Source organism: Brevibacillus laterosporus LMG 15441 (assembly GCF_000219535.2).
In the GTDB taxonomy this organism is placed as follows: Bacteria; Bacillota; Bacilli; order Brevibacillales; family Brevibacillaceae; genus Brevibacillus_B; species Brevibacillus_B halotolerans.
Window position 1 is genome coordinate 742,501 of sequence record NZ_CP007806.1, and the last position, 22,680, is coordinate 765,180.

21 protein-coding genes, 12 tRNA genes, 1 rRNA gene and 2 pseudogenes (1 of these 36 only partly in view) are annotated in these 22,680 nt (G+C 38.5%); 33 read left to right on the forward strand and 3 right to left on the reverse strand.

What is annotated here, in order from left to right; translation table 11 throughout:
- From BRLA_RS03740 to BRLA_RS03805, 14 genes are all read left to right on the forward strand, one after another.
- A 23S ribosomal RNA gene (locus tag BRLA_RS03740) occupies window positions 1–375 on the forward strand; it begins 2,555 nt to the left of the window's first position.
- 57 nt (window positions 376–432) lie between these two features.
- Window positions 433–507 (forward strand) — tRNA-Asn (locus BRLA_RS03745).
- 3 nt (window positions 508–510) lie between these two features.
- Window positions 511–603, forward strand: a tRNA-Ser gene (locus tag BRLA_RS03750).
- A gap of 6 nt (window positions 604–609) precedes the next feature.
- A tRNA-Glu gene (locus tag BRLA_RS03755) sits at window positions 610–686 on the forward strand.
- 7 nt (window positions 687–693) lie between these two features.
- Window positions 694–769 (forward strand) — tRNA-Val (locus tag BRLA_RS03760).
- A 17-nt stretch (window positions 770–786) separates the two neighbouring features.
- A tRNA-Met gene (locus BRLA_RS03765) sits at window positions 787–863 on the forward strand.
- A gap of 6 nt (window positions 864–869) precedes the next feature.
- Window positions 870–946 (forward strand) — tRNA-Asp (locus BRLA_RS03770).
- A gap of 30 nt (window positions 947–976) precedes the next feature.
- A tRNA-Phe gene (locus tag BRLA_RS03775) sits at window positions 977–1,049 on the forward strand.
- A 12-nt stretch (window positions 1,050–1,061) separates the two neighbouring features.
- A tRNA-Trp gene (locus tag BRLA_RS03780) sits at window positions 1,062–1,135 on the forward strand.
- A 16-nt stretch (window positions 1,136–1,151) separates the two neighbouring features.
- Window positions 1,152–1,227, forward strand: a tRNA-His gene (locus BRLA_RS03785).
- Between the two features lie 8 nt (window positions 1,228–1,235).
- Window positions 1,236–1,311 (forward strand) — tRNA-Gly (locus BRLA_RS03790).
- Between the two features lie 5 nt (window positions 1,312–1,316).
- Window positions 1,317–1,390, forward strand: a tRNA-Cys gene (locus BRLA_RS03795).
- Window positions 1,391–1,504: 114 nt separating this feature from the next.
- Window positions 1,505–1,587, forward strand: a tRNA-Leu gene (locus BRLA_RS03800).
- 141 nt (window positions 1,588–1,728) lie between these two features.
- Window positions 1,729–3,066 (forward strand): purine/pyrimidine permease, encoded by a 1,338-nt coding sequence (locus tag BRLA_RS03805; RefSeq protein ID WP_003335388.1) that lies wholly within the window; start codon window positions 1,729–1,731, stop codon window positions 3,064–3,066.
- A 19-nt stretch (window positions 3,067–3,085) separates the two neighbouring features.
- On the opposite strand, the gene BRLA_RS03810 is transcribed toward BRLA_RS03805, so the two are convergent.
- Window positions 3,086–3,760: a B3/B4 domain-containing protein gene (locus BRLA_RS03810; protein ID WP_003335387.1), complete on the reverse strand. Its 675-nt coding sequence runs from the start codon at window positions 3,758–3,760 to the stop codon at window positions 3,086–3,088.
- 289 nt (window positions 3,761–4,049) lie between these two features.
- Between BRLA_RS03810 and rnhA the strand changes: the two genes are divergently transcribed.
- From rnhA to BRLA_RS03845, 7 genes and pseudogenes are all read left to right on the forward strand, one after another.
- Complete coding sequence (gene rnhA / locus BRLA_RS03815) at window positions 4,050–4,484, forward strand: ribonuclease HI (protein WP_003335386.1); 435 nt, start codon at window positions 4,050–4,052, stop codon at window positions 4,482–4,484.
- A complete protein-coding gene (queG, locus tag BRLA_RS03820; protein WP_003335385.1) occupies window positions 4,481–5,662 on the forward strand; it encodes a tRNA epoxyqueuosine(34) reductase QueG in 1,182 nt (393 codons plus the stop codon). The genes rnhA and queG overlap by 4 nt, the downstream gene beginning before the upstream one ends.
- Window positions 5,663–5,721: 59 nt before the next feature.
- Window positions 5,722–6,243 (forward strand): methylated-DNA--[protein]-cysteine S-methyltransferase, encoded by a 522-nt coding sequence (locus BRLA_RS03825; RefSeq protein WP_003335383.1) that lies wholly within the window; start codon window positions 5,722–5,724, stop codon window positions 6,241–6,243.
- 174 nt (window positions 6,244–6,417) lie between these two features.
- The gene (locus BRLA_RS03830; protein ID WP_003335382.1) at window positions 6,418–7,449 is read left to right on the forward strand and encodes an amidase domain-containing protein; all 1,032 of its coding nucleotides are present in this window, start codon (window positions 6,418–6,420) and stop codon (window positions 7,447–7,449) included.
- A gap of 252 nt (window positions 7,450–7,701) precedes the next feature.
- Complete coding sequence (locus BRLA_RS03835) at window positions 7,702–8,175, forward strand: tRNA (cytidine(34)-2'-O)-methyltransferase (protein ID WP_003335381.1); 474 nt, start codon at window positions 7,702–7,704, stop codon at window positions 8,173–8,175.
- A 59-nt stretch (window positions 8,176–8,234) separates the two neighbouring features.
- A complete protein-coding gene (locus BRLA_RS03840) occupies window positions 8,235–8,966 on the forward strand; it encodes an HAD family hydrolase (protein WP_003335380.1) in 732 nt (243 codons plus the stop codon).
- A 1,101-nt stretch (window positions 8,967–10,067) separates the two neighbouring features.
- A pseudogene (locus BRLA_RS03845) lies at window positions 10,068–10,943 on the forward strand (protein prkA); the annotation flags it as partial.
- A gap of 3 nt (window positions 10,944–10,946) precedes the next feature.
- On the opposite strand, the gene BRLA_RS03850 reads toward BRLA_RS03845, so the two are convergent.
- Entirely contained in the window at window positions 10,947–12,587 is a 1,641-nt protein-coding gene (locus BRLA_RS03850) for a recombinase family protein (RefSeq protein WP_003335377.1), read from the reverse strand.
- Between the two features lie 319 nt (window positions 12,588–12,906).
- On the opposite strand from BRLA_RS03850, the gene BRLA_RS03855 reads away from it, so the two are divergent.
- From BRLA_RS03855 to BRLA_RS23565, 12 genes and pseudogenes are all read left to right on the forward strand, one after another.
- The gene (locus BRLA_RS03855; protein WP_003335376.1) at window positions 12,907–13,239 is read left to right on the forward strand and encodes a hypothetical protein; all 333 of its coding nucleotides are present in this window, start codon (window positions 12,907–12,909) and stop codon (window positions 13,237–13,239) included.
- Window positions 13,240–13,633: 394 nt separating this feature from the next.
- Window positions 13,634–13,963 carry a hypothetical protein gene (locus tag BRLA_RS03860; RefSeq protein ID WP_003335375.1) on the forward strand — a complete coding sequence of 110 codons (330 nt, stop codon included), beginning with the start codon at window positions 13,634–13,636 and terminating at the stop codon, window positions 13,961–13,963.
- A 480-nt stretch (window positions 13,964–14,443) separates the two neighbouring features.
- On the forward strand, window positions 14,444–15,124 hold the full coding sequence (locus BRLA_RS03865; protein ID WP_003335372.1) for a hypothetical protein: 681 nt from the start codon (window positions 14,444–14,446) through the stop codon (window positions 15,122–15,124).
- An 859-nt stretch (window positions 15,125–15,983) separates the two neighbouring features.
- Window positions 15,984–16,100, forward strand: coding sequence for an HNH endonuclease (locus BRLA_RS25115; protein ID WP_336603404.1), 117 nt, complete (start codon window positions 15,984–15,986; stop codon window positions 16,098–16,100).
- A 974-nt stretch (window positions 16,101–17,074) separates the two neighbouring features.
- Entirely contained in the window at window positions 17,075–17,551 is a 477-nt protein-coding gene (locus BRLA_RS03880) for a GNAT family N-acetyltransferase (RefSeq protein WP_003335371.1), read from the forward strand.
- Window positions 17,552–17,645: 94 nt separating this feature from the next.
- Complete coding sequence (locus tag BRLA_RS03885) at window positions 17,646–18,173, forward strand: phage terminase small subunit P27 family (protein ID WP_003335370.1); 528 nt, start codon at window positions 17,646–17,648, stop codon at window positions 18,171–18,173.
- Window positions 18,170–19,857 (forward strand): annotated as a pseudogene (locus BRLA_RS03890) (terminase large subunit). The gene BRLA_RS03885 and the pseudogene BRLA_RS03890 overlap by 4 nt, the downstream one beginning before the upstream one ends.
- Window positions 19,858–19,981: 124 nt before the next feature.
- A complete protein-coding gene (locus tag BRLA_RS03895) occupies window positions 19,982–20,440 on the forward strand; it encodes an SAM-dependent methyltransferase (RefSeq protein ID WP_003335368.1) in 459 nt (152 codons plus the stop codon).
- Between the two features lie 72 nt (window positions 20,441–20,512).
- Window positions 20,513–20,701 (forward strand): hypothetical protein, encoded by a 189-nt coding sequence (locus tag BRLA_RS03900; protein ID WP_041751946.1) that lies wholly within the window; start codon window positions 20,513–20,515, stop codon window positions 20,699–20,701.
- A gap of 57 nt (window positions 20,702–20,758) precedes the next feature.
- Window positions 20,759–21,241, forward strand: a complete 483-nt coding sequence (locus BRLA_RS22985; RefSeq protein WP_081870797.1) for a phage portal protein — start codon at window positions 20,759–20,761, stop codon at window positions 21,239–21,241.
- Between the two features lie 42 nt (window positions 21,242–21,283).
- Complete coding sequence (locus BRLA_RS03910; protein ID WP_003335366.1) at window positions 21,284–21,805, forward strand: glycoside hydrolase family 25 protein; 522 nt, start codon at window positions 21,284–21,286, stop codon at window positions 21,803–21,805.
- 99 nt (window positions 21,806–21,904) lie between these two features.
- Window positions 21,905–22,057 (forward strand): hypothetical protein, encoded by a 153-nt coding sequence (locus tag BRLA_RS23565; protein ID WP_162472682.1) that lies wholly within the window; start codon window positions 21,905–21,907, stop codon window positions 22,055–22,057.
- 206 nt (window positions 22,058–22,263) lie between these two features.
- Here BRLA_RS23565 and BRLA_RS03915 read toward each other — a convergent pair whose 3' ends face one another.
- The gene (locus BRLA_RS03915; RefSeq protein WP_003335364.1) at window positions 22,264–22,527 is read right to left on the reverse strand and encodes a hypothetical protein; all 264 of its coding nucleotides are present in this window, start codon (window positions 22,525–22,527) and stop codon (window positions 22,264–22,266) included.
- Between the last annotated feature and the right edge of the window lie 153 nt (window positions 22,528–22,680).

The window sequence follows — 22,680 nt, forward strand, 5'->3', positions numbered from 1 at the left end:
GGCTGAAGTAGGTCCCAAGGGTTGGGCTGTTCGCCCATTAAAGCGGTACGCGAGCTGGGTTCAGAACGTCGTGAGACAGTTCGGTCCCTATCTGTCGCGGGCGTAGGAAGTTTGAGGAGAGCTGTCCTTAGTACGAGAGGACCGGGATGGACGCACCTCTGGTGCACCAGTTGTCACGCCAGTGGCACAGCTGGGTAGCTATGTGCGGACGGGATAAGCGCTGAAAGCATCTAAGCGTGAAGCCCCCTTCAAGATGAGACTTCCCATAGCGCAAGCTAGTAAGACCCCTTATAGACGATGAGGTTGATAGGTTCGGTGTGGAAGTGCAGTAATGCATGGAGCTGACGAATACTAATCGGTCGAGGACTTATCCACATTGCCTTTATGCTGACTTCATTATCTAGTTTTGAAAGAACAATTTTTTCACATTGTTCCTCAGTAGCTCAATGGTGGAGCAACCGGCTGTTAACCGGTAGGCTGGCGGTTCGAGTCCGTCCTGAGGAGCCATATGGATGGATGTCCGAGAGGCCGAAGGAGCACGATTGGAAATCGTGTAGGCGGGGACAACTCGTCTCGTGGGTTCAAATCCCACTCCATCCGCCATAATTTGGCCCGTTGGTGAAGCGGTTTAACACAGCAGCCTTTCACGCTGTCATACAGGGGTTCGAATCCCCTACGGGTCACCATTTATCTGGAGGATTAGCTCAGCTGGGAGAGCATCTGCCTTACAAGCAGAGGGTCGGCGGTTCGATCCCGTCATCCTCCACCATTTTAATATTTTATTGTCGCGGGGTGGAGCAGCTCGGTAGCTCGTCGGGCTCATAACCCGAAGGTCGCAGGTTCAAATCCTGTCCCCGCAACCAAATTATGGAGCTGTGGTGAAGTTGGAGTTCACGCCGGTCTGTCACACCGGAGGTCGCGGGTTCGAGTCCCGTCAGCTCCGCCATTTCTGATTAAGAGTATGGCAAGTATGTTTGGCTCGGTAGCTCAGTCGGTAGAGCAGAGGACTGAAAATCCTCGTGTCGGCGGTTCGATTCCGTCCCGAGCCACCTTCATTATGTAGGGGCATAGTTTAATGGTAGAACAAAAGTCTCCAAAACTTTTGGCGTGGGTTCGATTCCTACTGCCCCTGCCACTATAATATTAATATGGCGGTCGTGGCGAAGTGGTTAACGCATCGGATTGTGGCTCCGACACTCGTGGGTTCGATTCCCATCGATCGCCCCATTTTTTATGCGGACGTAGCTCAATTGGTAGAGCGTCGCCTTGCCAAGGCGAAGGTCGCGGGTTCGAGACCCGTCGTCCGCTCCATATATGGAGGTATAGCCAAGTGGTAAGGCACGGGTCTGCAAAACCCTCATCCCCGGTTCAAATCCGGGTACCTCCTCCATTTCAAACGATTTGATATTTTTCTACAAGTATTGATAATATATGTTGATTTTTATAGAAAAATATGATAGATTTATAGGGCAATAAATTGAAATGGTTATTTGAAATTGAACATGCCGGTATGGCGGAATTGGCAGACGCGCGCGACTCAAAATCGTGAGGGAAACCGTGGGGGTTCAAGTCCCTCTACCGGCACCATACGTAAAGGAAATGCTTTCTTCAATAGAGAAGAAAGCATTTTTGCTTTTATTACTATATTACTGCTTACAGCGCAGGTTATTTTGGTTCGAAAATAAATTCAGAGTCATTTGATAGGAAGATGGTAAGGGGGAAGACGGTGTGAAGTACGGCTTACATAGTACACCACCTTGGAAGGTAACAATACCGGCAGCTGTTCAGTGGTTTATTGTAACTCTTTCGTGTAGCATTGCAGTACCTATTGTCATTGGCGAAGCTTATGGTTTAAGCGAAGCCCAAACAGCTTTATTTATTCAACAGACTTTGTTTTATATTGGATTAGCCTCCCTAATCCAGGGGTGGATTGGTCATAGATATCCTATGATGGAGGCACCTGCAGGGTTATGGTGGAGTATTTTTCTTATGTTAGGCCAAATAGGTGTTACAATGGGCTTAGCCCCAATGGAAATAGGACAATCCTTCCAGGTAGGGATGGTCATCTCGGGTTTAATCTTTTTAATTTTAGGCTTCACCAAGTCTATAAGTAAATTGCAGAAGCTTTTTACCCCTGCTGTAACCGGGACCTATATGATTTTACTAGCAATATCACTAGCTAGTAATTTTATTAAAGGGATGCTAGGAGTAGGGTATCATGGTTCAACTACTGTACTTCCCAGTATTGCCTTAGCCTCTATTGTTATTATTATGATTGTGTTACTATGTCAAAAAATAAAAGCTGTTGCTAGCTTTGCAGTATTAATCGGAATGTTAGCAGGTTGGGGAACATATGCTTTAATGGGCTGGACAGATCCTATTAGAGAATCATCGAGTTTGATAACTTTACCCCGGTTGTTTTTCTGGGGACCGTTTCATTGGGATCTAGGGATTGTAATAACATGTGTACTTACAACTCTAATTCTTTTAACTAATTTAATAACTAGCATTGCAGTAATTGGTGAAACAACGGAAGAAAAGGCAGAAAAGAGACACTTTGATAAAGGTGGAGTATTTACAGGTGTGTCCCATCTCATATCTGGATTGGCAGGGGTTGTGGGAATGATACCACTCACACTTGCTGCGGCGTTTATACAAACGACAAGGATTGCATCTAGATTACCCTTTATTTTAGCTATGTCTTTCATGATGATAATTGGGCTTCTTCCTTCTATTTCTAATATACTAGCAACCTTGCCAACACCAGTTGCCTATGCAGCTATGTTTGTTGCGTATGCCCAAATCCTAGGATTTGGTTTACGAGATTTTAAAAGAATTCCTTTTAATGAACGAACGATTATTGTGGTAGGTTGTTCTTTATTATTGGGATTAGGTATCATGTTTGTTGCCCCTGATGCGTGGCGAACTCTGCATCCTATGCTGAGTTTCTTATGTAGTAATGGACTCCTAGTGGGTGTGCTATTAGTTTTGTTATTAGAACATGTTATTTACCCTAATCGTGCGGTACAAACTGTAGAGACAAAAAAAGACGAATCTGCTTCCTAGGCAATTCGTCTTTTTTGATTTACTTTGTTGAAATAATTGCGGATTCAACAATGTCACCGCCATTGATCTCGATCATCATTCTAGCTGAGGAACCAATTATTTTTTCCTGTTCGTTTGGTGAAATATTTGGTGGAATAAAGATGATCTGTATGAGCTCTGTACTGTCAGTTGTTACACTGGTTCGGAGAGAATCAACAATAGGGCTACCAAATGCTCCATTCTCATCAGCTAAGATTATTTTTCCGTTCATAGTAACGTCACGTCCATTTAGAGCTGCATAAACATCATTTTCTGTACCTAATTGACAACGTATTGGAAGTTGTAGCTTGTGAACATCATATAGACCAAAAGGAAGAAAATGCGTAATTGATAAAAAATTATTTACATCGACTGCAGAATTTACCCAATGAAAGGGGTTTCCTTGTAGAATTCGGCGCAGTAACGCCTCAGAAGAAGGACGGTATCGACTAGGATCGATACCTAATGCTTTAAACCCAGCACGCCAGTAGCTTAGATTAGGGATATTCTTCATGCTTTCAAGAGAATGCTCTATACGCAGAGATTCAATAAAATAATTCATGCGACCCATTAGCATTTTGGGAGAGCTAGAGAGGGACATTCCCGAATAATGAATCATTCCCAAAGAAAAACCAGGAAGCTTCTCTAACAGATTAGAATCAATGTTTATGTACATGAAAAATGCTCCTTTCAAATACAAAATTATAAAATAGTATATCACTCTTTAGAAATATATAAAATTCCGTCAGCACTATAAGCTTTTTAGTACATGTTCAAACGACATACAGCATGTTTAATCAGATCATGGAAAAGCCAATAACAAACATGGGAATAAAGGGGAAATCATTTGTTTTTACGTAACAGATCACGTAACATGAGGGAAGAGATTTCAGTGAAATATTTTTGTAGAGGGCTCTGTCCTTTTATACAATAGAAATAGAAACCAAGGAGGGAACGGAACGACGATGAAGGAAGTAACAATTTATACGGACGGAGCATGCTCGGGTAATCCTGGTCCAGGTGGCTGGGGAGCGGTTCTGTTTTATGGTGAACATAAAAAAGAAATGTCCGGATCAGCTGAGCAAACGACAAATAATCGAATGGAATTGCAGGCTGTTATCGAGGCTTTAAAGGTTCTTAAGGAGCCCTGCAAGGTTACGATATATAGCGATAGTGCCTATGTTGTAAACTGTTTTCAACAGCGTTGGCATGTGGGCTGGGTGCAGCGAGGATGGAAAAATAGCAAAAACCAACCTGTGGAGAATCAGGAGCTATGGAAAGAGCTTCTGTCACTCATGGAAATTCATCAGGTTAGCTATGTAAAAGTAAAGGGCCATGCTGACAATGAATGGAATAATCGTTGCGACGAATTGGCCACAGGAGCGATTAAACACCGGTGAAGCCATCTCTAGACACAGCATATTGGCAACAAATAAAAGAAACCATTCAACGTTATGCAGCAGAAATAGGCATTGATAAAATAGGATTTACCTCAGCAGATCCCTTTTTAGAATTAAAAGACAGACTGATCGTGCATCGTGAAAAAGGATATGAGTCAGGTTTTGAAGAGAAGGACATTGATAAGCGGGTGTATCCTGAGCTTACTCTTGAGGGAGCACGTTCTATCATCGCTATTGCTATTGCCTATCCCTCCAAGATGACCAATTTTCCCAAATCAGAACCAGAGGCGTATAGAGGGATTTTAGCCCGCTCCGCATGGGGGGTAGATTATCATCACATTCTACGTGATAAATTGAACCAACTTGCCGATTTTATTCAAACATTGGAATCAGAAGCACGTTTAGAATCTATGGTAGATACAGGTGTCTTGTCTGATCGAGCTGTAGCTGAAAGAGCGGGAATAGGATGGGTAGGGAAAAATTGTTCCATTATTACCCCAGAATTCGGTTCTTATGTCTATCTAGGCGAGATGATCACGAACCTACCGTTACCATCCGATCAGCCAATAGAGGATCAGTGTGGAGACTGTACACTTTGTTTGGATACTTGCCCAACGCAGGCCTTAGTTCAAGGTGGGCAACTAAATTCACAGAGATGTGTAGCGTTTCTTACTCAGGTGAAGGACGAAATACCAGAGGAATTCCGTGAAAAAATAGGCAATAGATTATATGGTTGTGATACCTGTCAGACGGTATGCCCTAAAAATAAAGGGATGAACTTTACACATCACCCAGAAACTTTACCAGATCCAGAGCTGGTTAAACCTTTGCTAAAGCCCCTACTTACAATTGGAAATAAAGAATTTAAAGCAAGGTTTGGAAAATCAGCAGCAGCTTGGCGCGGTAAAAAGCCTATACAAAGAAATGCCATTTTGGGTTTAGCACATTTTAGAGATAAGTCAGCAATTCCAGATCTAATCGAGCTTTTGAATAAAGATTTACGCCCCGTTATCCGAGGAACCTCTGCGTGGGCATTAGGACGGATTGGTGGAGAGTTAGCAGTGGAAGCATTGAAATTAGCCAATCTCAAGGAACAAGATGAGTCTGTTTTGCAAGAGATACAAAAAGCATTAAAAAAGCTAGAAGGAAAAAACGTGACAGCGAACAATAATACCTAGAAGGTTGCTTCCGTAATATCTAGCACATAACAATGCTAAATATAAAGGAGAGAGTAAGGATGAATGTATTGTATTACTCTTATATGGATGCACCTATTGGGGGATTGATTTTAGTTACGAATCAAATTGGTGTTTGTTATATCCAATTTGGACAAGATGAGGAAAGCATGCTTGCCGTCCAAAGCTGGGCAAAAAAATGGCAATATACCTTAGCAGATCGTCCTACACCGGAAAAACACCATGAGCTCCACCAACAATTGCGGGATTATTTCCAAGGAAAACGTAAAACCTTTACTTTTCCTATAGATTTGCATGGAACAGTGTTTCAGAAAAAGGTTTGGAATGCATTACTTACGATTCCTTACGGTGAGACACGCTCTTATAAAGAAATTGCTTGTTTTATTGGCTCAGATAAGGCAGTAAGAGCAGTAGGAGGGGCTAACAACAAAAATCCAGTCTCGTTACTTGTTCCATGCCATCGAGTAATTGGGGCGGATGGATCCTTGGTCGGCTATGGTGGAGGGCTATCCATTAAGGAACAATTACTTTCTTTAGAAGGGGTATTACCGATTGATAAATAACAGAAACAATGTTATAGGTTTACTAGCTGAATGCTGTGAGGATTGCATACTCATGGGTCAAGGCTCTTAACCATATAATTAGCAATAGATGCTAGTTGCCCGATTAAGAATGCTATACGTTGAAAATACTTGATCGGAAGCGTACATCCCGAAATGGAAGGGAGCATACGTAATATGGTGGGAGAAGCTTGGAGAACTGAGGTAAACCAATATCTCGAAGAAATAGATAAGGCACTTCTAAGCCTGAATTTTTCTATTTTGCCCCAACAAATGAAACTTACGGAAGAAACAAAGAAAGCGATTAGGTATTGGCAGGAAGCTTGGCTTCAATGGAGGAATGGACAATACGATCCCGAAAGCTGGTCATTGCATGCGGTTCATACAAAGCTAACACCTATTTATGAGGCTGCGTGCTCTTCAAATGTTATAGTATCAGGACTTCTTCATAGGAGAATTTATTACAGACCGACTCCATCTGCCCCTCTTGAGTTTTATGAAATACAGACCAACGAACAAATAAAATTAATCTCTGATGACGGAAGCCTGTGGAAATTCGAACAGGTGTGGGGGATGCCAATGCCGTTATTTCATGGCAATGATTCTGATTTGGCAAATTCCATGAACAATAATCAAGAGCAGGGTAGTTCCTCACATAATAGTTTGCCTAATGATGTAGTGAATTCAAAAATCCATCCTGTTGTTCTATCCTATCGTTATAATCGGGAAGCCGCTGTTGCTTATGCAAATACGTATTGGGAAACTCCTAACCCGGCATATCCTTATTTTCAGGATGATTGTACCAACTTTATTTCTCAATGCTTGCATGCAGGTGGAATTCCTATGATATTTACTAATAGTAGGGCCAAAGGATGGTGGTATCGTCATCGGAAAGAGGGATGGAGTTTTAGTTGGGCCATTGCAAATAGTCTAGAATCATTGTTGGCAAAAGGAGGGGCTCCTTTTTATGCTCAACAAAGGGAATCTCCGCAGGAATTGGAACTCGGTGATATCATTTGTTATGATTTTACTGGGGATGGGAGATGGGATCATAATACAATTGTCGTGGCAAAGGATGAGCAGGGATTTCCGTTAGTGAATGCGCACACGTTTAATGCGCAGTATCGCTATTGGGAGTACTTAGATTCTACAGCTTATACACCTGCTATCAAGTATCGCTTCTTTCATGTGATGGCCATCGATAATTAAAACATTACTTTGTATGTTGTTACAGCAAAGGTTCAGATAAGAAAAACCTAAAAAAGTGCTTTTTTATCAAATAATTTGGTACTTACAAAATCACTAAGAATGGTCAAGAACCCTAAAGAGTAGTTTGCTTCTTTTGAATTGGGGGGAAGCTGTTCTTTAGGGTTTTCTTTCTAAAAGCTTTTTTCAAGCATATCGGAATTATCTTTTTTACGATAAGATGATAATGAGTTTGTTAGAGGAGAGATAGCGTCTATGTCTTTACACATCGTACTACATGAACCATTAATTCCAGCCAATACAGGGAATATTGCCAGAACTTGCGCAGCTACTGGTGTTCATTTGCATCTTATACGTCCACTTGGCTTTTCAACTGACGACAAGGCTCTGAAACGAGCGGGATTGGATTATTGGCATGCAGTAAATATCAGCTACTACGATAATTTTGATCATTTCGCCCAAGTTCATGAGCATAAAACAGATCGTTTTTTCTTTGTAGAGACAAATGGGACAAGGTCTTATAGCGATATCGCTTTTCAACCTGGCGATTTTATTATCTTGGGTAAAGAAACTAGTGGCATTCCACAAGAAATTATGGACAGATACGATCCTAGTCAAATTGTTCGTATTCCTATGGGAGGCGCAACCAGATCTATGAATTTATCTAATTGTGCAGCCATTGTTACTTTTGAAGGGCTACGGCAGATTGGCTTTCCAGGATTGGATTAAACTAGCTTGTTGTTTTTCTGTAGATAAATATAAGGTAGGGTATTCAAAGGGAGGAAATTATGTCACAGGCAACTACCGTTTTTTTTGACCTAGATGGAACATTATTAGAGATGCATACTGATCAATTCGTGGAGAACTATCTAAAAGAGTTAGCTAAGTTTGTAGGGGATGCCTTTGAATCAAAGCAATTGATTAGTTGGCTATGGGATTCAACAAAAGCAATGATTATTAATAAGGAAGCAGATAAAACAAACGAACAGATATTCATTGAGAATTTCGTTAAAAAGAGTGGCACGAAGAAAGAAGATGTATGGCCTATCTTTGAAAAATTTTATGTGGAGCTATTTCCAAATTTATCACACTACACCAATCCATCACCATGGGGGAAAAAATTAGTGGAAGCAGCGAAAGAGGCAGGTTATCGTATTGCTGTTACTACAAACCCTGTTTTTCCAAAAGAAGCTATATACGGGAGATTGGCGTGGCTTGAATTAACACCCGAAGATTTTGAATGGGTAACGGTGTATGAGACATCTCATTTCACAAAACCTAATCTGGAGTATTATCGTGAAGTATGTGAGCGTCTACAAGTAGCACCAGAAGAGTGCATCATGGTAGGAAATCATATGCAGGAAGACATGGTAGCAAGTCAATTGGGTGTAAAAACATTTTTGGTGACCAATTACATGGAGGATCGTGGGGAGCCTACCTATCAGGTAGACCAACGAGGGACGATTGAGGAATTATATCAAGCAATTATAAATCGTCAGGGTGTTTTTGCTAAAGCTTAGACAATTATTAGTGGAAGTATGAATAAGACTGGGAATGAATAGACAAAGAAAAAAAAACAAAGAACAAGCGATTAACAGAAAAATTAAGTTGCCCAAAAAAGGCAGCTTTTTTTATGAAAAATTCTTTCAAAGCGCTCGAACTTCATTTAATCTATTTTCTGAAATAATGATAAAATCTTTCTTGGTGTAATAGGGCGGATGTTACTTCTTGACCAGCAATACGCTGATTATTAATTTGACCGTTATAAATTTTTATGGCTTTCACACGAAGGGCTGTTTTCTTTAGAATGATATGAGTCTTCTAATATTGTTAAGCAAGCTAGAGAGTTCAATAAGTTCCTTCTATATATTTACTTACATCGCGTCCAGATTTCTCCCCGACTTTAGCCACGTCCGAAATCTCCGCATTACCCCCGATAATTTTAGATGGACATTGCAGTGTAACAAAACCACCGAGTATTTTGGGCAAACCATTATTGCCTTGTTTTGATCAGTATTTTTTCATTTAGCTGTGGTTACCGTTATAACAGCGATAAGTCGAACTACAAAGGAGCTGGCGAGTAGCATGTCGATTCAGCTTTCTTTTGCTTACCTATTAAAAATAACCAGCCCAAGCTCACAGGATATGTGCCTCGTCTGGTTATCAATGCGTTAAAATATCTTGAAAAGTATAAGTATTTAGAAGCGTATTAATGCCTAAAAACGAATACAGCCACAGAATCGTACGAACTTCTACTTTACATATTCCAGGTCTTATCTTCGTTATATCCAGCCGTCAAGATGAAGAATAGAAAGACGACGAATACTCCACCAACAATAAACGTACCCATAGAGTAGAGCTCCTTTCTTTACTGTAGTACATCCATTATAACGTAGACTGACTTTTTTGCCTATTGTATGACTTGACAGAATTGTTTCATCTTTTATGAAAACTTCTAACTACTTGAGTGAAACATGATGGGCATATCTGCATACTCATAGGAGAGAACCTAATTTTCGCCTGATATTTTGGGGTTTCTCAAGAATGCTAAAAAATATCGGGACATATATTTGTAAAAATTAATCTACAGTTATTGGCTGGTTTAGGGAGGAGTGACTTGCATGGATATTTTACAAAGAATTGCAGAGCACCGGGCCCGTGAAGAAAAGTTAACGTGGAAAGGCACGTTTGCTGAATATCTTGAGCTTGTCCGCAAACATCCACAGATTGCTCAGACGGCTCATTCACGTGTCTACAACATGATTAAAAGCCATGGGATTGAAGAAAATGAAGATGGTAGCAGGAGTTACAAATTTTTCGGACGTGAAATCTATGGTTTAGATCGTAGTGTTGAGCGACTGGTGGAGGAATACTTCCATTCTGCAGCAAGAAGATTGGACGTAAGAAAAAGAATTCTGTTGCTAATGGGCCCGGTCAGCGGGGGGAAATCAACAATCGTAACGATGCTGAAGCGTGGTTTGGAGGAGTATTCCCGTACAGATGAAGGTGCAATTTATGCGCTAGAAGGATGCCCTATGCAAGAAGAACCCCTCCACATGGTTCCGCATGAACTACGTCCTGAATTTGAGCAAGAATTTGGTGTGAAGATTGAAGGAGAGCTAACTCCTTTCAACAGAATGCGATTGGAAACAGAGTACGGTGGCCGAATAGAAGATTTCCCCGTAACACGGATTTTCTTTTCGGAGTCGAAAAGAGTGGGGATTGGTACCTTTAGCCCGTCTGATCCAAAATCGCAGGATATTGCCGATCTAACGGGGACTATCGATTTTTCTACGATTACGAAGTATGGTTCTGAATCTGATCCTCGTGCCTATCGGTTTGATGGTGAATTAAACAAAGCGAACCGTGGTATCATGGAATTCCAAGAGATGCTGAAATGCGATGAAAAATTCCTGTGGCATTTATTATCGCTAACTCAAGAAGGTAATTTCAAAGCGGGTAGATTTGCTCTGATTTCAGCAGATGAATCGGTTATTATCTCATGGTACTAAAAAATCATCTTGCAGTATGTTATGCTTTAATACTGGATATATGACATGTTTAGCTGGTTTTCTCCCCCGCCCTTTTTCAATTATTGTAATATAGGCATGGTCAAAAACAGAGCGTAGAATTTTGTTTCTCTGTGTTTTATTAGTATTGGTTTTATATGCTTCTAAAATCGAACCAATATTTTTTTTGATAATTTGAGGGTCAAATTTTTGTTCATTATTTTCTGTTGATTGGTTCTCTTTTATATCATTTAGTTTCTCCATCTCTCTATCAATTTCCGCTTTACGTTCCAAAAACATTTCATCTGTATAGATACCATTTTCATACTTGTCATAAATAAAACTGAGTCTATTTTTTAGTTCTTTAGTTCTTTGCTCAAAATATCCAGTTAAATCTTCAATAAGATCAGCATTATTTGTTTCTTTATCCTCAGTAAGCTTTGTTGAAATTTCTTCTTTTAATAAATCGTCTTCCATGTCATGAAAGTGTCTTAGAGTTTCCAATAAATCTTCCTCAATTGCTCTGTATTTCACAAAAGTACATCCAGAGGTAGTACACCACAAAAATTCCTTGTGATAAGTGTTTATAGTCCCTGCTTTAGTTTTATAATTTTGGGTACTATACTGTCTTACCATACGTTTACCGCATTGATTACATATACACAATCCAGCAAGTTCACAAGGTGAAAAATCCATTTTTGTTCTAGGTTTGTGAGATGAGTCCTTGACTTTTTTTTGAGCAAGTTCCCATGTTTCCATATCAATAATTGCAGGGATAGCATTAGGTACTATTATGTGTTCTTCTTCAGGACGAACTACTCTTTTTCCATTAATAGTTTGATGCACTCGGAACTTCATTGTCCCTATGTATCTTTCATTTGTTATTAGTTGTTTTAATTGCATAAAAGTCCATTCTCTTTTACCCTGTGGCGTTTTAATCGGTGTCTTCTTACTAAAATAAGTTGCAAGAGCGCGAAAACTCACATCGCGGCGTGTACCGTTTTCTTGTGGAACACCATTAACATAGTAATTAAAAATCATTCTAACAACTGCCGCTTGTTCTTCATTTATTTCTAATTTTTTTGTTGTCTTATTGTAGTTAAAACCAAACGGAGCCGCACCAGCAACCCAACGTCCAGCCATTGCGTTATTCACACGCCCCCCGAAAAGTCGCTCCCTAGTAGTTTCAAATTCTTCCCTAGACATAAATAGTTCAAACCTAATTTGTCTTAGGTCTGAGGAATTTCGAGGGTCGTATGTTTTGTATGGAGTAATAATAAAAATACGGTTATCAACAATTAAATCATATATTATCCCCATATCTGTATATGATCCGCGCCCCATCCGTGATATCTCTTTCACAGCAATAGCCTGATACTTCTTCACTCGAAGTTCCTCAATTACATTTTGAAATACAGGTCTAGTAGAAATTTTATCTCCCGAACCAACTTCAGCTTTTTGAGTAAAAGGAATGCCTAATGGTTCTAAAATGCGATCCATTATTTCTTTTTGTTCTTTTAGAACATCTTCACCGGTACGTCTTTCGCGTTCCTCATCTTGGCGAGATCGGCGTAAATAGTTAATTATATTTTCAATCCCAAGCTCAATTAAATACTCGCGTTTTAATGACAATTCATTTTCCTCCTTTTGGTTTGATCATAGTTGATTACAATCTATTATATACAAACCAAAAGAAATGTAAAATAAATCCGCTCCAAATAATAGTAAAAAATAGGTATAAAAAAAGCTTATAAAGCCTCTCCATTAGGTTTTAGATGGTGTAAATTTATATCATGAGATTTAAAGGTTAGTCGCCTGCTGGTGGCTATTTTAATTTCTTAGTATAGAAAGTATATTGAAAAAATTACCAAAAAGCAGTTTACTTATAAACAGATCGGTGATAACATGAATTTATGGTAAATATTACCAAATGTAATTTGAGGTGATTGTTGTGAAGAAGCTTTTAGTATCATTATCTACTTTTGCGGTATTTACTGGTGCTTTAGCTGTTCCTACTTTTGCAGCTACTGAGGTTAACACTGTAAATGAAACAAACTCTCAAGTATTATTGGTTAAACCGGCATTTGATGTTAACAAAGGTGGAATAGTATCGCTGTATTCAGCTGGTATAGGATATTATGAGGTATATGGTTATGGTCTAAGTGTTTATAAACAAGGCGGAACATGGTATCTATCTGCCTCACCGAATGCTCAAAGTGGGACATTATATGCATATGACACTAACGGAAATTTTATTAGAACATATGTTGTTACTGTTCACTAGTTAATATTTTTAGATAGTGGTACAATAAAATAAGTCCAAAAGAACTAAAAACCAATGAAATAAATCCCGTTTCTTACTTGTTAAAAGTGGAACGGGATTTTGTTTCTATATTATTTTATTGGTTAAGTGAGTTCAAAATTTGGGAAATGAGGTTACTTTTTTTGTGTTTTTCTTATGTACTTAATGTTTACATCATGTCGCAAGAACTCTGTTTAATATAAGGATAATTTATATCATGAGATTTAAAGGTTAGTCACCTGCTGGTGGCTATTTTAATTTCTTGGTATAGAAAGTATATTGAAAAAATTACCAAAAAGCAGTTTACTTATAAACAGATCGGTGATAACATGAATTCATGGTAAATATTACCAAATAAATTTTGAGGTGATTTGTTGTGAAGAAACTGTTAGCATCTTTATCTACTTTCGCGGTTCTTACTGGTGCTTTAGCTGTTCCTACTTTTGCAGCTACTGAGGTTAATACAGCAAAAGAAACAAATTCTCAAGTATTAAAGATTCAACCAAATCTGAGTGTAAAACGTGACGGGAATACATCATTGTATACTTCACCATTCACTTCTTATACGGTTGAAGGTCACGGTTTACATGTTGCGAAAATTGACGGAACATGGTATTTGTTTGCCGATCGTGATGCTAGGAATGGAGACTTATATGAATATTACAATGGAAGCCAAATAAAAAGATTTGATGTCGTGGTAAGATAACTTAAAATTTCTGTCGACTACCTAAGATGATGACTCTATAAGAGTAAAAAACATAAAGATATCCCGTCCCACTTCAAATAATTGTGGAACGGGATGTTTATTTTAAATGATTAAATTACTTTTACTCTTTACATTAAAAAAGCACCTTAGTTGGTGTTTTTTTTATACTTATTATACAGGATGGTAGAGGCTACATGGCGGAATATTGGCGGTAGAATGGCGCTCCATTTGGAGAATAAGGTTGTAAATAAAAGCAACGACAGCTACTCGATCATTCGGGTAGCTTTTTTGTAGTAAATTTATATCATGAGATTTAAAGGTTAGTCACCTTCGGGTGGCTATTTTTTATATTGCTTTCAAATTAATATTCGACAATATATTGGTTTGATTGAAAAAGGTGTCGAATTTTTTACATATATTTACCTATTTTTGAATGTTATGCTTATATTGTAAAAAAAAGTCTGAAAGGATTTGAAAAACATGAAAAAAGTCTTACTTTCACTTTCGATGTTAGCTCTTTTAACAGCTATAGCAGTACCAGCAGAAGCTTATGATAAAATTAATACTGCTGCTGAATCATCTACCGCTAAAAAAAGTATTGAAGAGAATCAAAATAAATATGTCGAAATGTTAGCAGAATATGTTATTAGAAAAGAGGATGGAACAATCTCTTTAGATCAATCGTACCATTCTGAATTATCAATCCCTGAAGAATTTGTTGATGATATTCAGAATCATATTAATGATTTGAACATACAAGTAAAAGAGGGTAATATTGTAGTAAATAAAGACCTAAGTATCACGACCATAAAAGAGAACAAAAAAAGAAGTAATAAAGTAATGGCAATGGCAAAAGAACGTTCTCTAAAAGGCAACGTAGACATTAAAGTATATTGGTGGGGTTATGGAATGTGGCTAGATGATAGGGCTACTAGAGATATGATACGCCAACATAAAGCAGGAGTCGCATTTGCTACGTTATTAGCCATGATAAATGTCATTTTGGACTATCCTGATTCAAAATCAGTTACTTTTGTTTCATCTTTAATAGCCTGGTTTCTCCAAACTACTGTTAATAAAATAGAAGAAGCAAATGAAGGTAATGGGGTTTTGATTACTACTACAAATCTAACTTTTGGTTTTGTAGTTGAACCGCTATAATAATACTTTATAGATGTTAAGTTTGCAGAGACAGAGGTGAGTCAGCATAGATAAGAAAATGCCACCTAGCAAAACAGATCGGTTTAAAAAAGTTTGGTTTTATATCCAATTAGTTATTGCAATTTTTGTTACAATTTATTTGTTTGTCCATTTAGATGACGAAGATACTGGAAAGACATACATAGCTATGTTAATCTTACTAGGCCTTAATGCATTAGCTCTTTTACTTAAAAGGCAATTTTTTCTATTTGCCATTTATCTGTGTTTAATATTATACAGTAATAAAAAATGGCTTAGTGCGATATTGTTTGGCTGAGATTAAGCACCCAATGTGGTGCTTTTTTCTTTTGTACTTATTGTTTACATCATGTCGCAATAACTCTGTTTGAACTGTAGTTTCTGTAACATTAATAGGGGTTTTTGTTTACAATAACTAATTTAGCGGAAATGGGTATTTTAACCAGTTGAGTTTCTGTAAGCAATAACCTTCATTTCTGTAACAGTAACCCTAGTTTCTGCTGCATGATGTATGCAATAAGTACACAAAAGAAAAGAAATAAATATATATAGGTCATGTTGATAGATATTTTCTCTACTAAACAAGGAGGATGAAACAATGCCTAGCAAACCATTAAAGACGTGTTTACATTCCAGATGTCCAACACTAACAAGAAAAGCTTATTGCCCTTTGCATCAAAAGAAACAAGTCCAGTAGTATGATAGGGAACGTGGATCATCTACGCAACGTGGCTATGATGCCAAGTGGAGAAAAGCAAGAGTAGGATTTTTAAGAAAGCACCCACTCTGCAAACATTGCTTTGATAAAGGCTTACTAATTGGTGCTACAGTAGTTGATCATATCGTTCCACACAAGGGAGATAAGACGCTGTTTTGGGATCGGAACAACTGGCAGCCATTATGTGAGCAGTGTCATAACCGGAAGACCGCTAAAGAAGATAGAGGCTCTTGGAGATGAGGCTTTAAAAAGATTCAACCACCGACAAAGGATAGACGGTGGTTAAAAAGTGGTAAAAGATTGGGATTACAAGCTCATTGGTTCTGGAACTGCGGCTACAGCATTTCCATAATTTATTAGATGAATAAAAATAGAAAATGACTGGGTGGATTAATTGATTCATATGAATCATTTTCACGGAATTTTTTTCGTTAATTTAAAGCATGTTTGTTAACAAAATCCGCAGAAATAGCAGCAGTCTAAAGAACTCAATCCACTTTTTCCGCATCGTCGTATACAATCGGAATTGAAAGGATGATAGGAATCAAGCATAGGTGGAAGAGGTTGAGGGTTAAGAGCATAGGAATACGGATAAGGATATGGATATGGCTGTGGACTATAAGGCACTGGTTGACTCATACCGTATGGTGTTGACGGCGGGTATGGCATAGATTCTGTACATATTGTATGCCAAGGCCTTGTTTTATACTGTCTACATACAGGTTCGCATTCTTCAACTGTACCTGGATTTTCTCCAGATGTGCAATCCTGCATACATTGCTCATAGGTATAAGGGACATTATAACAAACCAATACAATCACTCCTTAACTTAATCTTAATTTTCTAGATATTATATTTATCTGTATACTTTTTGGGTGATTATCCATGCATAATTGGGTGAATACCTATCAACACATAGCAATACCCAAGTACAGACATCCACAGAGGCACAGAAATAGGGTAAGATGAGCTTTTAAAGTTGTATGAAGGTGATTGTATCAAAAACCTGCACAATGCCGCCTCTAGACCGCGTGTCAGTCTTCCATAAAAAAAATTCCCTAAATGGATTTTCAGAAATGAAAGGTGTACACAGAAAATAAAGTGTCAGACTCATTGTAAATTATTGAACTAACGGGCAGAAATGCTCAGTAAAACTATTTTGGTTAAAGAGTAAGCGTGGTAAAATACGTTAACTGATTGGGGAGGGAGAAATATGGATATATCTATCCGAAACGCTCATCAAGATGACTACGAATCTTTGTTGCTCTTGTTCAGGCAGGTTCATGATCTACACGTTTTTGAAAGACCAGATTTGTATAAAGAAAACCCAACTCCAGTCGGGAAAGAATTCTTCGAAAGCCAGCTAATTGATGTCAAACAGCATATTTTCGTGGCTACCATAGGCTTAGAGATAATCGGAGTAGTTGTGACGAAGGAAGAAGACATAACTGAAAATTCATTTGTGAATGCGAGAAAAATATTATTTGTAAATAGTTTGTGTGTTTCCGAAACGTACAGAAATAAGGGCGTTGGAAAGAGACTTATGCAATATGTTATTGATTTCGGGGGAAGTCTGAAGGTTGATAGTATTGAATTAGGGGTATCGGAGAATAATGCTTCTGCAATTTTATTTTATGAATCAATCGGAATGACAACGAAGAGTAGAAAAATGGAGCTTAGATTGAACTAACGGAGATCGGTTTCTTCCAGAAATAAATGCCAGTCTAGCACTTTGTTTGCACAGTCTAATACATTATTTTCAATAGACAAAAGGGGGTGAGGGAATGGCTAGACCAAGGCAACCAGTTGACTTGCTGCTCTACAAGGGAAAGAAAAACCTAACAAAAGCTGAAATAGAACAGCGTAAAGCCCAAGAAATAAAGGCGGCAAATGATAAAGTAAAGCCCCCTAACTACCTACCGAAAGACCTGAAAAAAGAATTTAAAAAGATTGCAAGCGAGCTACTGCAAATCGGCATCATGACTAATCTTGATGTAGATGCACTGGCTCGCTTTTTATATGCCCGAAAGATGTATATAAAAGTCACAGATGCTTTACTAGAAACGGAATTGACAGTACAGCGCAAACAAGCAATTCATGATGAAGACGGGGCTGTAATTGACATGAACGAATGGGAGGAAGCAAACGCAGCTTATTCAGATTTATTGATTAACCAAGATAAATTATTTAAGCAATGTAGATCAGCAGCAAGTGATCTGGGCCTTACTATTGCCTCTCGTTGCAAGCTTGTAATACCAAAGCAGGAGAAGCAGGAGCCTAGCGAGGTCGAAAAGGCATTCGGTGATTTATGATTAAACAATATCTAATTGACTACAGTCTTGATATCGTAGCTGGTGAGATAGTTGCTTGTGAGAAGCACAAATGGGCGTGTAGCCGTTTCCTTGATGATATCAAGAACGAGGGGACGGAACATTTTCCTTATATTTTTGATGAGGAAAAAGCACATCGTTTTTTATATTGGATGTCTTTATTTCGGCACACAAAAGGGAAACTTGCTGGTAAACGAATAACCCCTCATGAAATCCAGGTATTTGTCTTTGGGAACATTTATGGATGGGTGCATAAGGATACAGGTCTACGGCGTTTTCGCAAAGCATATTGGCAGGTAGGTAGGAAAAATGCTAAATCGCAATCCTTGGGGGCTGTAGCGAGCTATGAAGCCTCTGCTTTCGGTGAAAACATGTCAGAGGTTTATATCGGAGCTACCAAAGCCGAGCAAAGTAAAATTGTTTGGAATGAATCACGAACGCAAATTGATGGTTGCCCCGATCTAAAAGGTAAGTTCAAAGTAGCATACGGAAAAATTCAGCATATCAAAAGTGAATCTTTTATCGCTGCTCTATCAAAAGATGCAGGAAAAACGGGTGACGGTTTTAACGTACAAGCTGGCATCATTGATGAGTATCACGCCCACCCTACTTCCGAAATTTATGACGTGCTTGTGTCGGGTATGGGCGCACGTAGTCAACCGTTAATGATGATTATTACAACAGCAGGATTCAACCTGCACCACCCTTGCTATAGTGTGGAATATAAGTATATTTCGAATATCCTTGATCCTCATTCATCCATAGAAAATGAGGAATATTTCGTAATGGTCAACGAGCTTGACAAGGACGATGATATCAAGGACGAATCTGTCTGGATAAAAGCCAACCCGATCTTATGTTCATATGACGAGGGTATGGCTTATTTGCGTGGCGAGCTTAAAACTGCTTTAGACGTACCGGAGAAGATGCGAAACTACTTAACCAAAAATATGAATCGGTGGGTAGATCAGAAAGAAAACGGGTATATGTCACTGGAGGCTTGGGCCAAATGTGGCGTTGATGAAATGCCTAATCTTGCCCAATTTGAATGTATTGTTGGTATTGACCTGTCTAAAAAAATTGACTTAACCAGTGTGTCATTTGAATTTGATTTAAAAAATGATCACATTGCTATATTAAATCATTCCTTTATACCTGAGGATACGTTAGCAGTAAAACGAAAAACAGATAGGTTCCCCTATGATCTATATATCCAGCAAGGATGGGTGACGGCTACTCCTGGGGCTGTTGTGGATTACACGTTTATTAAGGCGTATATTCAGCGCATGGAGCGCGAAAAGGAATGGAAAATCAAGGAGATTTGTTACGATCCATACAATGCAACTCAATTCGCTGTTGATATGGAAGCAGAAGGCTATACCATGATTGAAATTAGGCAAGGGGTTCGTACTCTATCAGAGCCGAAGAATTTCAGAGAAATGGTCTTAGAAAAGAAGGTTCTACATGACAAGAAACCTGTCCTGGAATGGTCAATCGGAAACGCAGTTACCAAGATGGATGCCCAGGAAAATATTATGCTGGACAAGTCTAAGTCTACGGAATCGGCCCGATAGCGTCAGCGATAAACGCACATGTAAGGGTAATGTGTAGAGACCCGAAAGCGGATTTAAACGCCCATATCTTATCGGGTAATTTCAGTTTCTAAAATCTTTAGTAAGTTTTTTCTTAATTTAGCCAACCCTTTTGAAAACTATTTTTAAAGATTGATTGTAAAATAATATACAAATATATTGAATTTAATTTATAGGTCAAAAGGAGATGAGATTTCAATGTTTCAAGTTAAACCAATTGGTTTTGTTGAGAATAAAAGAGAAGATTTGTCTCATGATTTTTGGGGGGAAGAGATTTCTACTATTACATTAGCTGATCATATGAAAGATAGTAGCTTGGATGGTATTGACGAGTACTCACATATAGAAATTATTTTTTATTTTGATCAAGTCCGAGACGATGAAATTGAATATGGTTCTAAGGTTCCAAGAAATAATCCTAATTATCCTAAAGTAGGGATTCTTGCTCAACGAAGTAAATATAGACCCAATAAATTAGGGTTAACAACTGTAAAACTATTAAAAAGGGAGAATAGAGTTTTATATGTACAAGGTTTAGATGCTGTTAAAGGTACTCCAATACTTGATATTAAACCTGTTTTAAAGGAATATCTTCCTAGAGAAGAGGTAAGGCAGCCTCAATGGTTTAGTGATTTAATGAAAAACTATTGGTTGTGATAATAAGATAATGAAAAAATCATCGTTATATATGCGGTGATTTTTTATTATGCAATTTAAAGGAGGGAGAAAGTGAAGTACTTACGGTTCCTGCTATTATTTATCGAGGATATTCTCATTCTCTCTGGATGTGCTTGTATTACGACAGCCACCTACTTACTAAATGGTATCGCCGGACTTTATGTATCCGGTGTTTTTTTATGTCTTTTAGGCTTTTTAATCAGCAAGAAACTCTCCAAAGTGCCTGAGCGCAGGAGGTGAAACCAATGATATTCAGGAGCTTATTTCAAAGACTTACAGAACCCGAAAGACTGGCTCATTAATCTACTTGGTGGATCAACGACGTACAGTGGGGAACGCGTAACAGGTGACACAGCTCTACTAAACAGTAATGTCTACACATGCGCGAGTATCTTAGGTGGTGATATCGGCAAGCTACCGATCCAGATTTTCACTCGCAAGGGAAACAGAATTGAACGAGATCGAAACCATTCTGTCACGAGTCTGCTAGGCATTCGGCCTAATCCGTATATGAACGCCTACACGTTTAAAGAGTTGCTACAAGTACATGTAATGCTATGGGGAAATGCCTACGCTCTTATTGATTGGGGATGGAATGGCAGACTGGAGGCATTATGGCCCTTAAATCCATCTGTAACGGAAGTAACCACCGATCCGAACACAGGTGAAGTGTGGTATACAACGACTTTACCAAATGGGGAGCAACGTAAAATCCCGTGGTTTGATGTACTTCACTTGAAGGCTATTAGTAAGACCGGATTAAAGGGCATTTCCCCTTAAACGAGCTGTAGAGGTCTTAAAAGATAAAGGAGATGGTAAGTAATGCAAGCAAAGAATACAACCAATATCAAGGGTATAGACGTGTCTAAATGGCAAGGGGAAATTAATTGGAATCAAGTTGCATCTGACGGTGTGAGGTACGCTTTTATTAAGGCGACAGAAGGGACTAGCCTAGTAGATAGGAAGCTAAAAGAAAATGCTCAGGGAGCCAATAGAGCCGGAATCAAGGTGGGGTATTATCACTTTGCCCACCCTGATTTATCTGCCCAGGCACAAGCTGAACATTTTGTTCAAACGGTCAAAGGACTACCGTGTGATATGCCGTTAGTGCTTGATATTGAGACGGACAAGGGGTTAACACCTGCACAGATTACAGCGTTTTGTCTCGCGTTTCTTACCCATGTTAAGGGCCATACAGGAAAAACGCCTATGATTTATACAGGCGCTTATTTTGCAAAAAGAAACCTTGGGAAGGCTCTTGCTGGCTTTCCTTTATGGGTGGCCCATTATAATACAAACCAACCTATGTTAAATCCTACATGGAGCCGCTGGGCGGTATTCTAGTATTCCGATTGTGGGAAAGTAGCTGGTATTAAAGGCAGCGTAGATATGAACTGTATGGAGAAAGATTTTTGGGATGCAACTATGAAGGAGGAAACAACGGTGAAACCAGAAATAGCAAACGAAATTATTAGACATTTACAAGGGCAATGGGCTTTTTACAATCAAATGGGAATGAAGGATGAAGCTGTTAGGATTGGACATTTGGCAGATGAGTTGAGGGTTGCTAGTGGTCAGAAAGTACAAAATAAATAACTTTAAAATCCTCCTTAATTGGGAAGGTTTTCATTTTTTCTTGACAATCATCTCTGCAACCATTTTGCTTATTTTCATGAAATTTTGCAACTAAACATTATTTAAACACCTTCTTATTTCTTAACAAGATGAACGGATGTTGGAAGATTAGAATGTAGAAAACCGCCAGATTTGCTCTGACGGTTTTTGATTTTGTAAATATTTAATTAAGTACAGTGATACCTTTCTTTGTAAATAAGAGTACGCGTACCTTTTTTATCATTGGTTATGGTTTGAGATAGGCTATAGATAACTCCAGCACGGTCAAGAGTCAAAGAATATTGGGCGCCTATTGGAAGATCAAATTTTATTTCTCGACATTTAGCTGCAATATTAATTGATTGTTGATTAGAACTTGCATCAACGGATGTGATGCCGAAAGAAGAAGCTATTACGGTAACAAGGCTAGCCAATAGTAAAGCTTTTTTCATCTAAATCTCTCCTTTATAATTACATAATTATAATTCAATATAAATATACCATTTATTCCTTTTGATGTATATATTTGGATTTTGTTTTCAATTATTTATTTTAATCCTTGAGCCAATTTTAGCCATTGCATAAATTCATCATCATCAAATAAA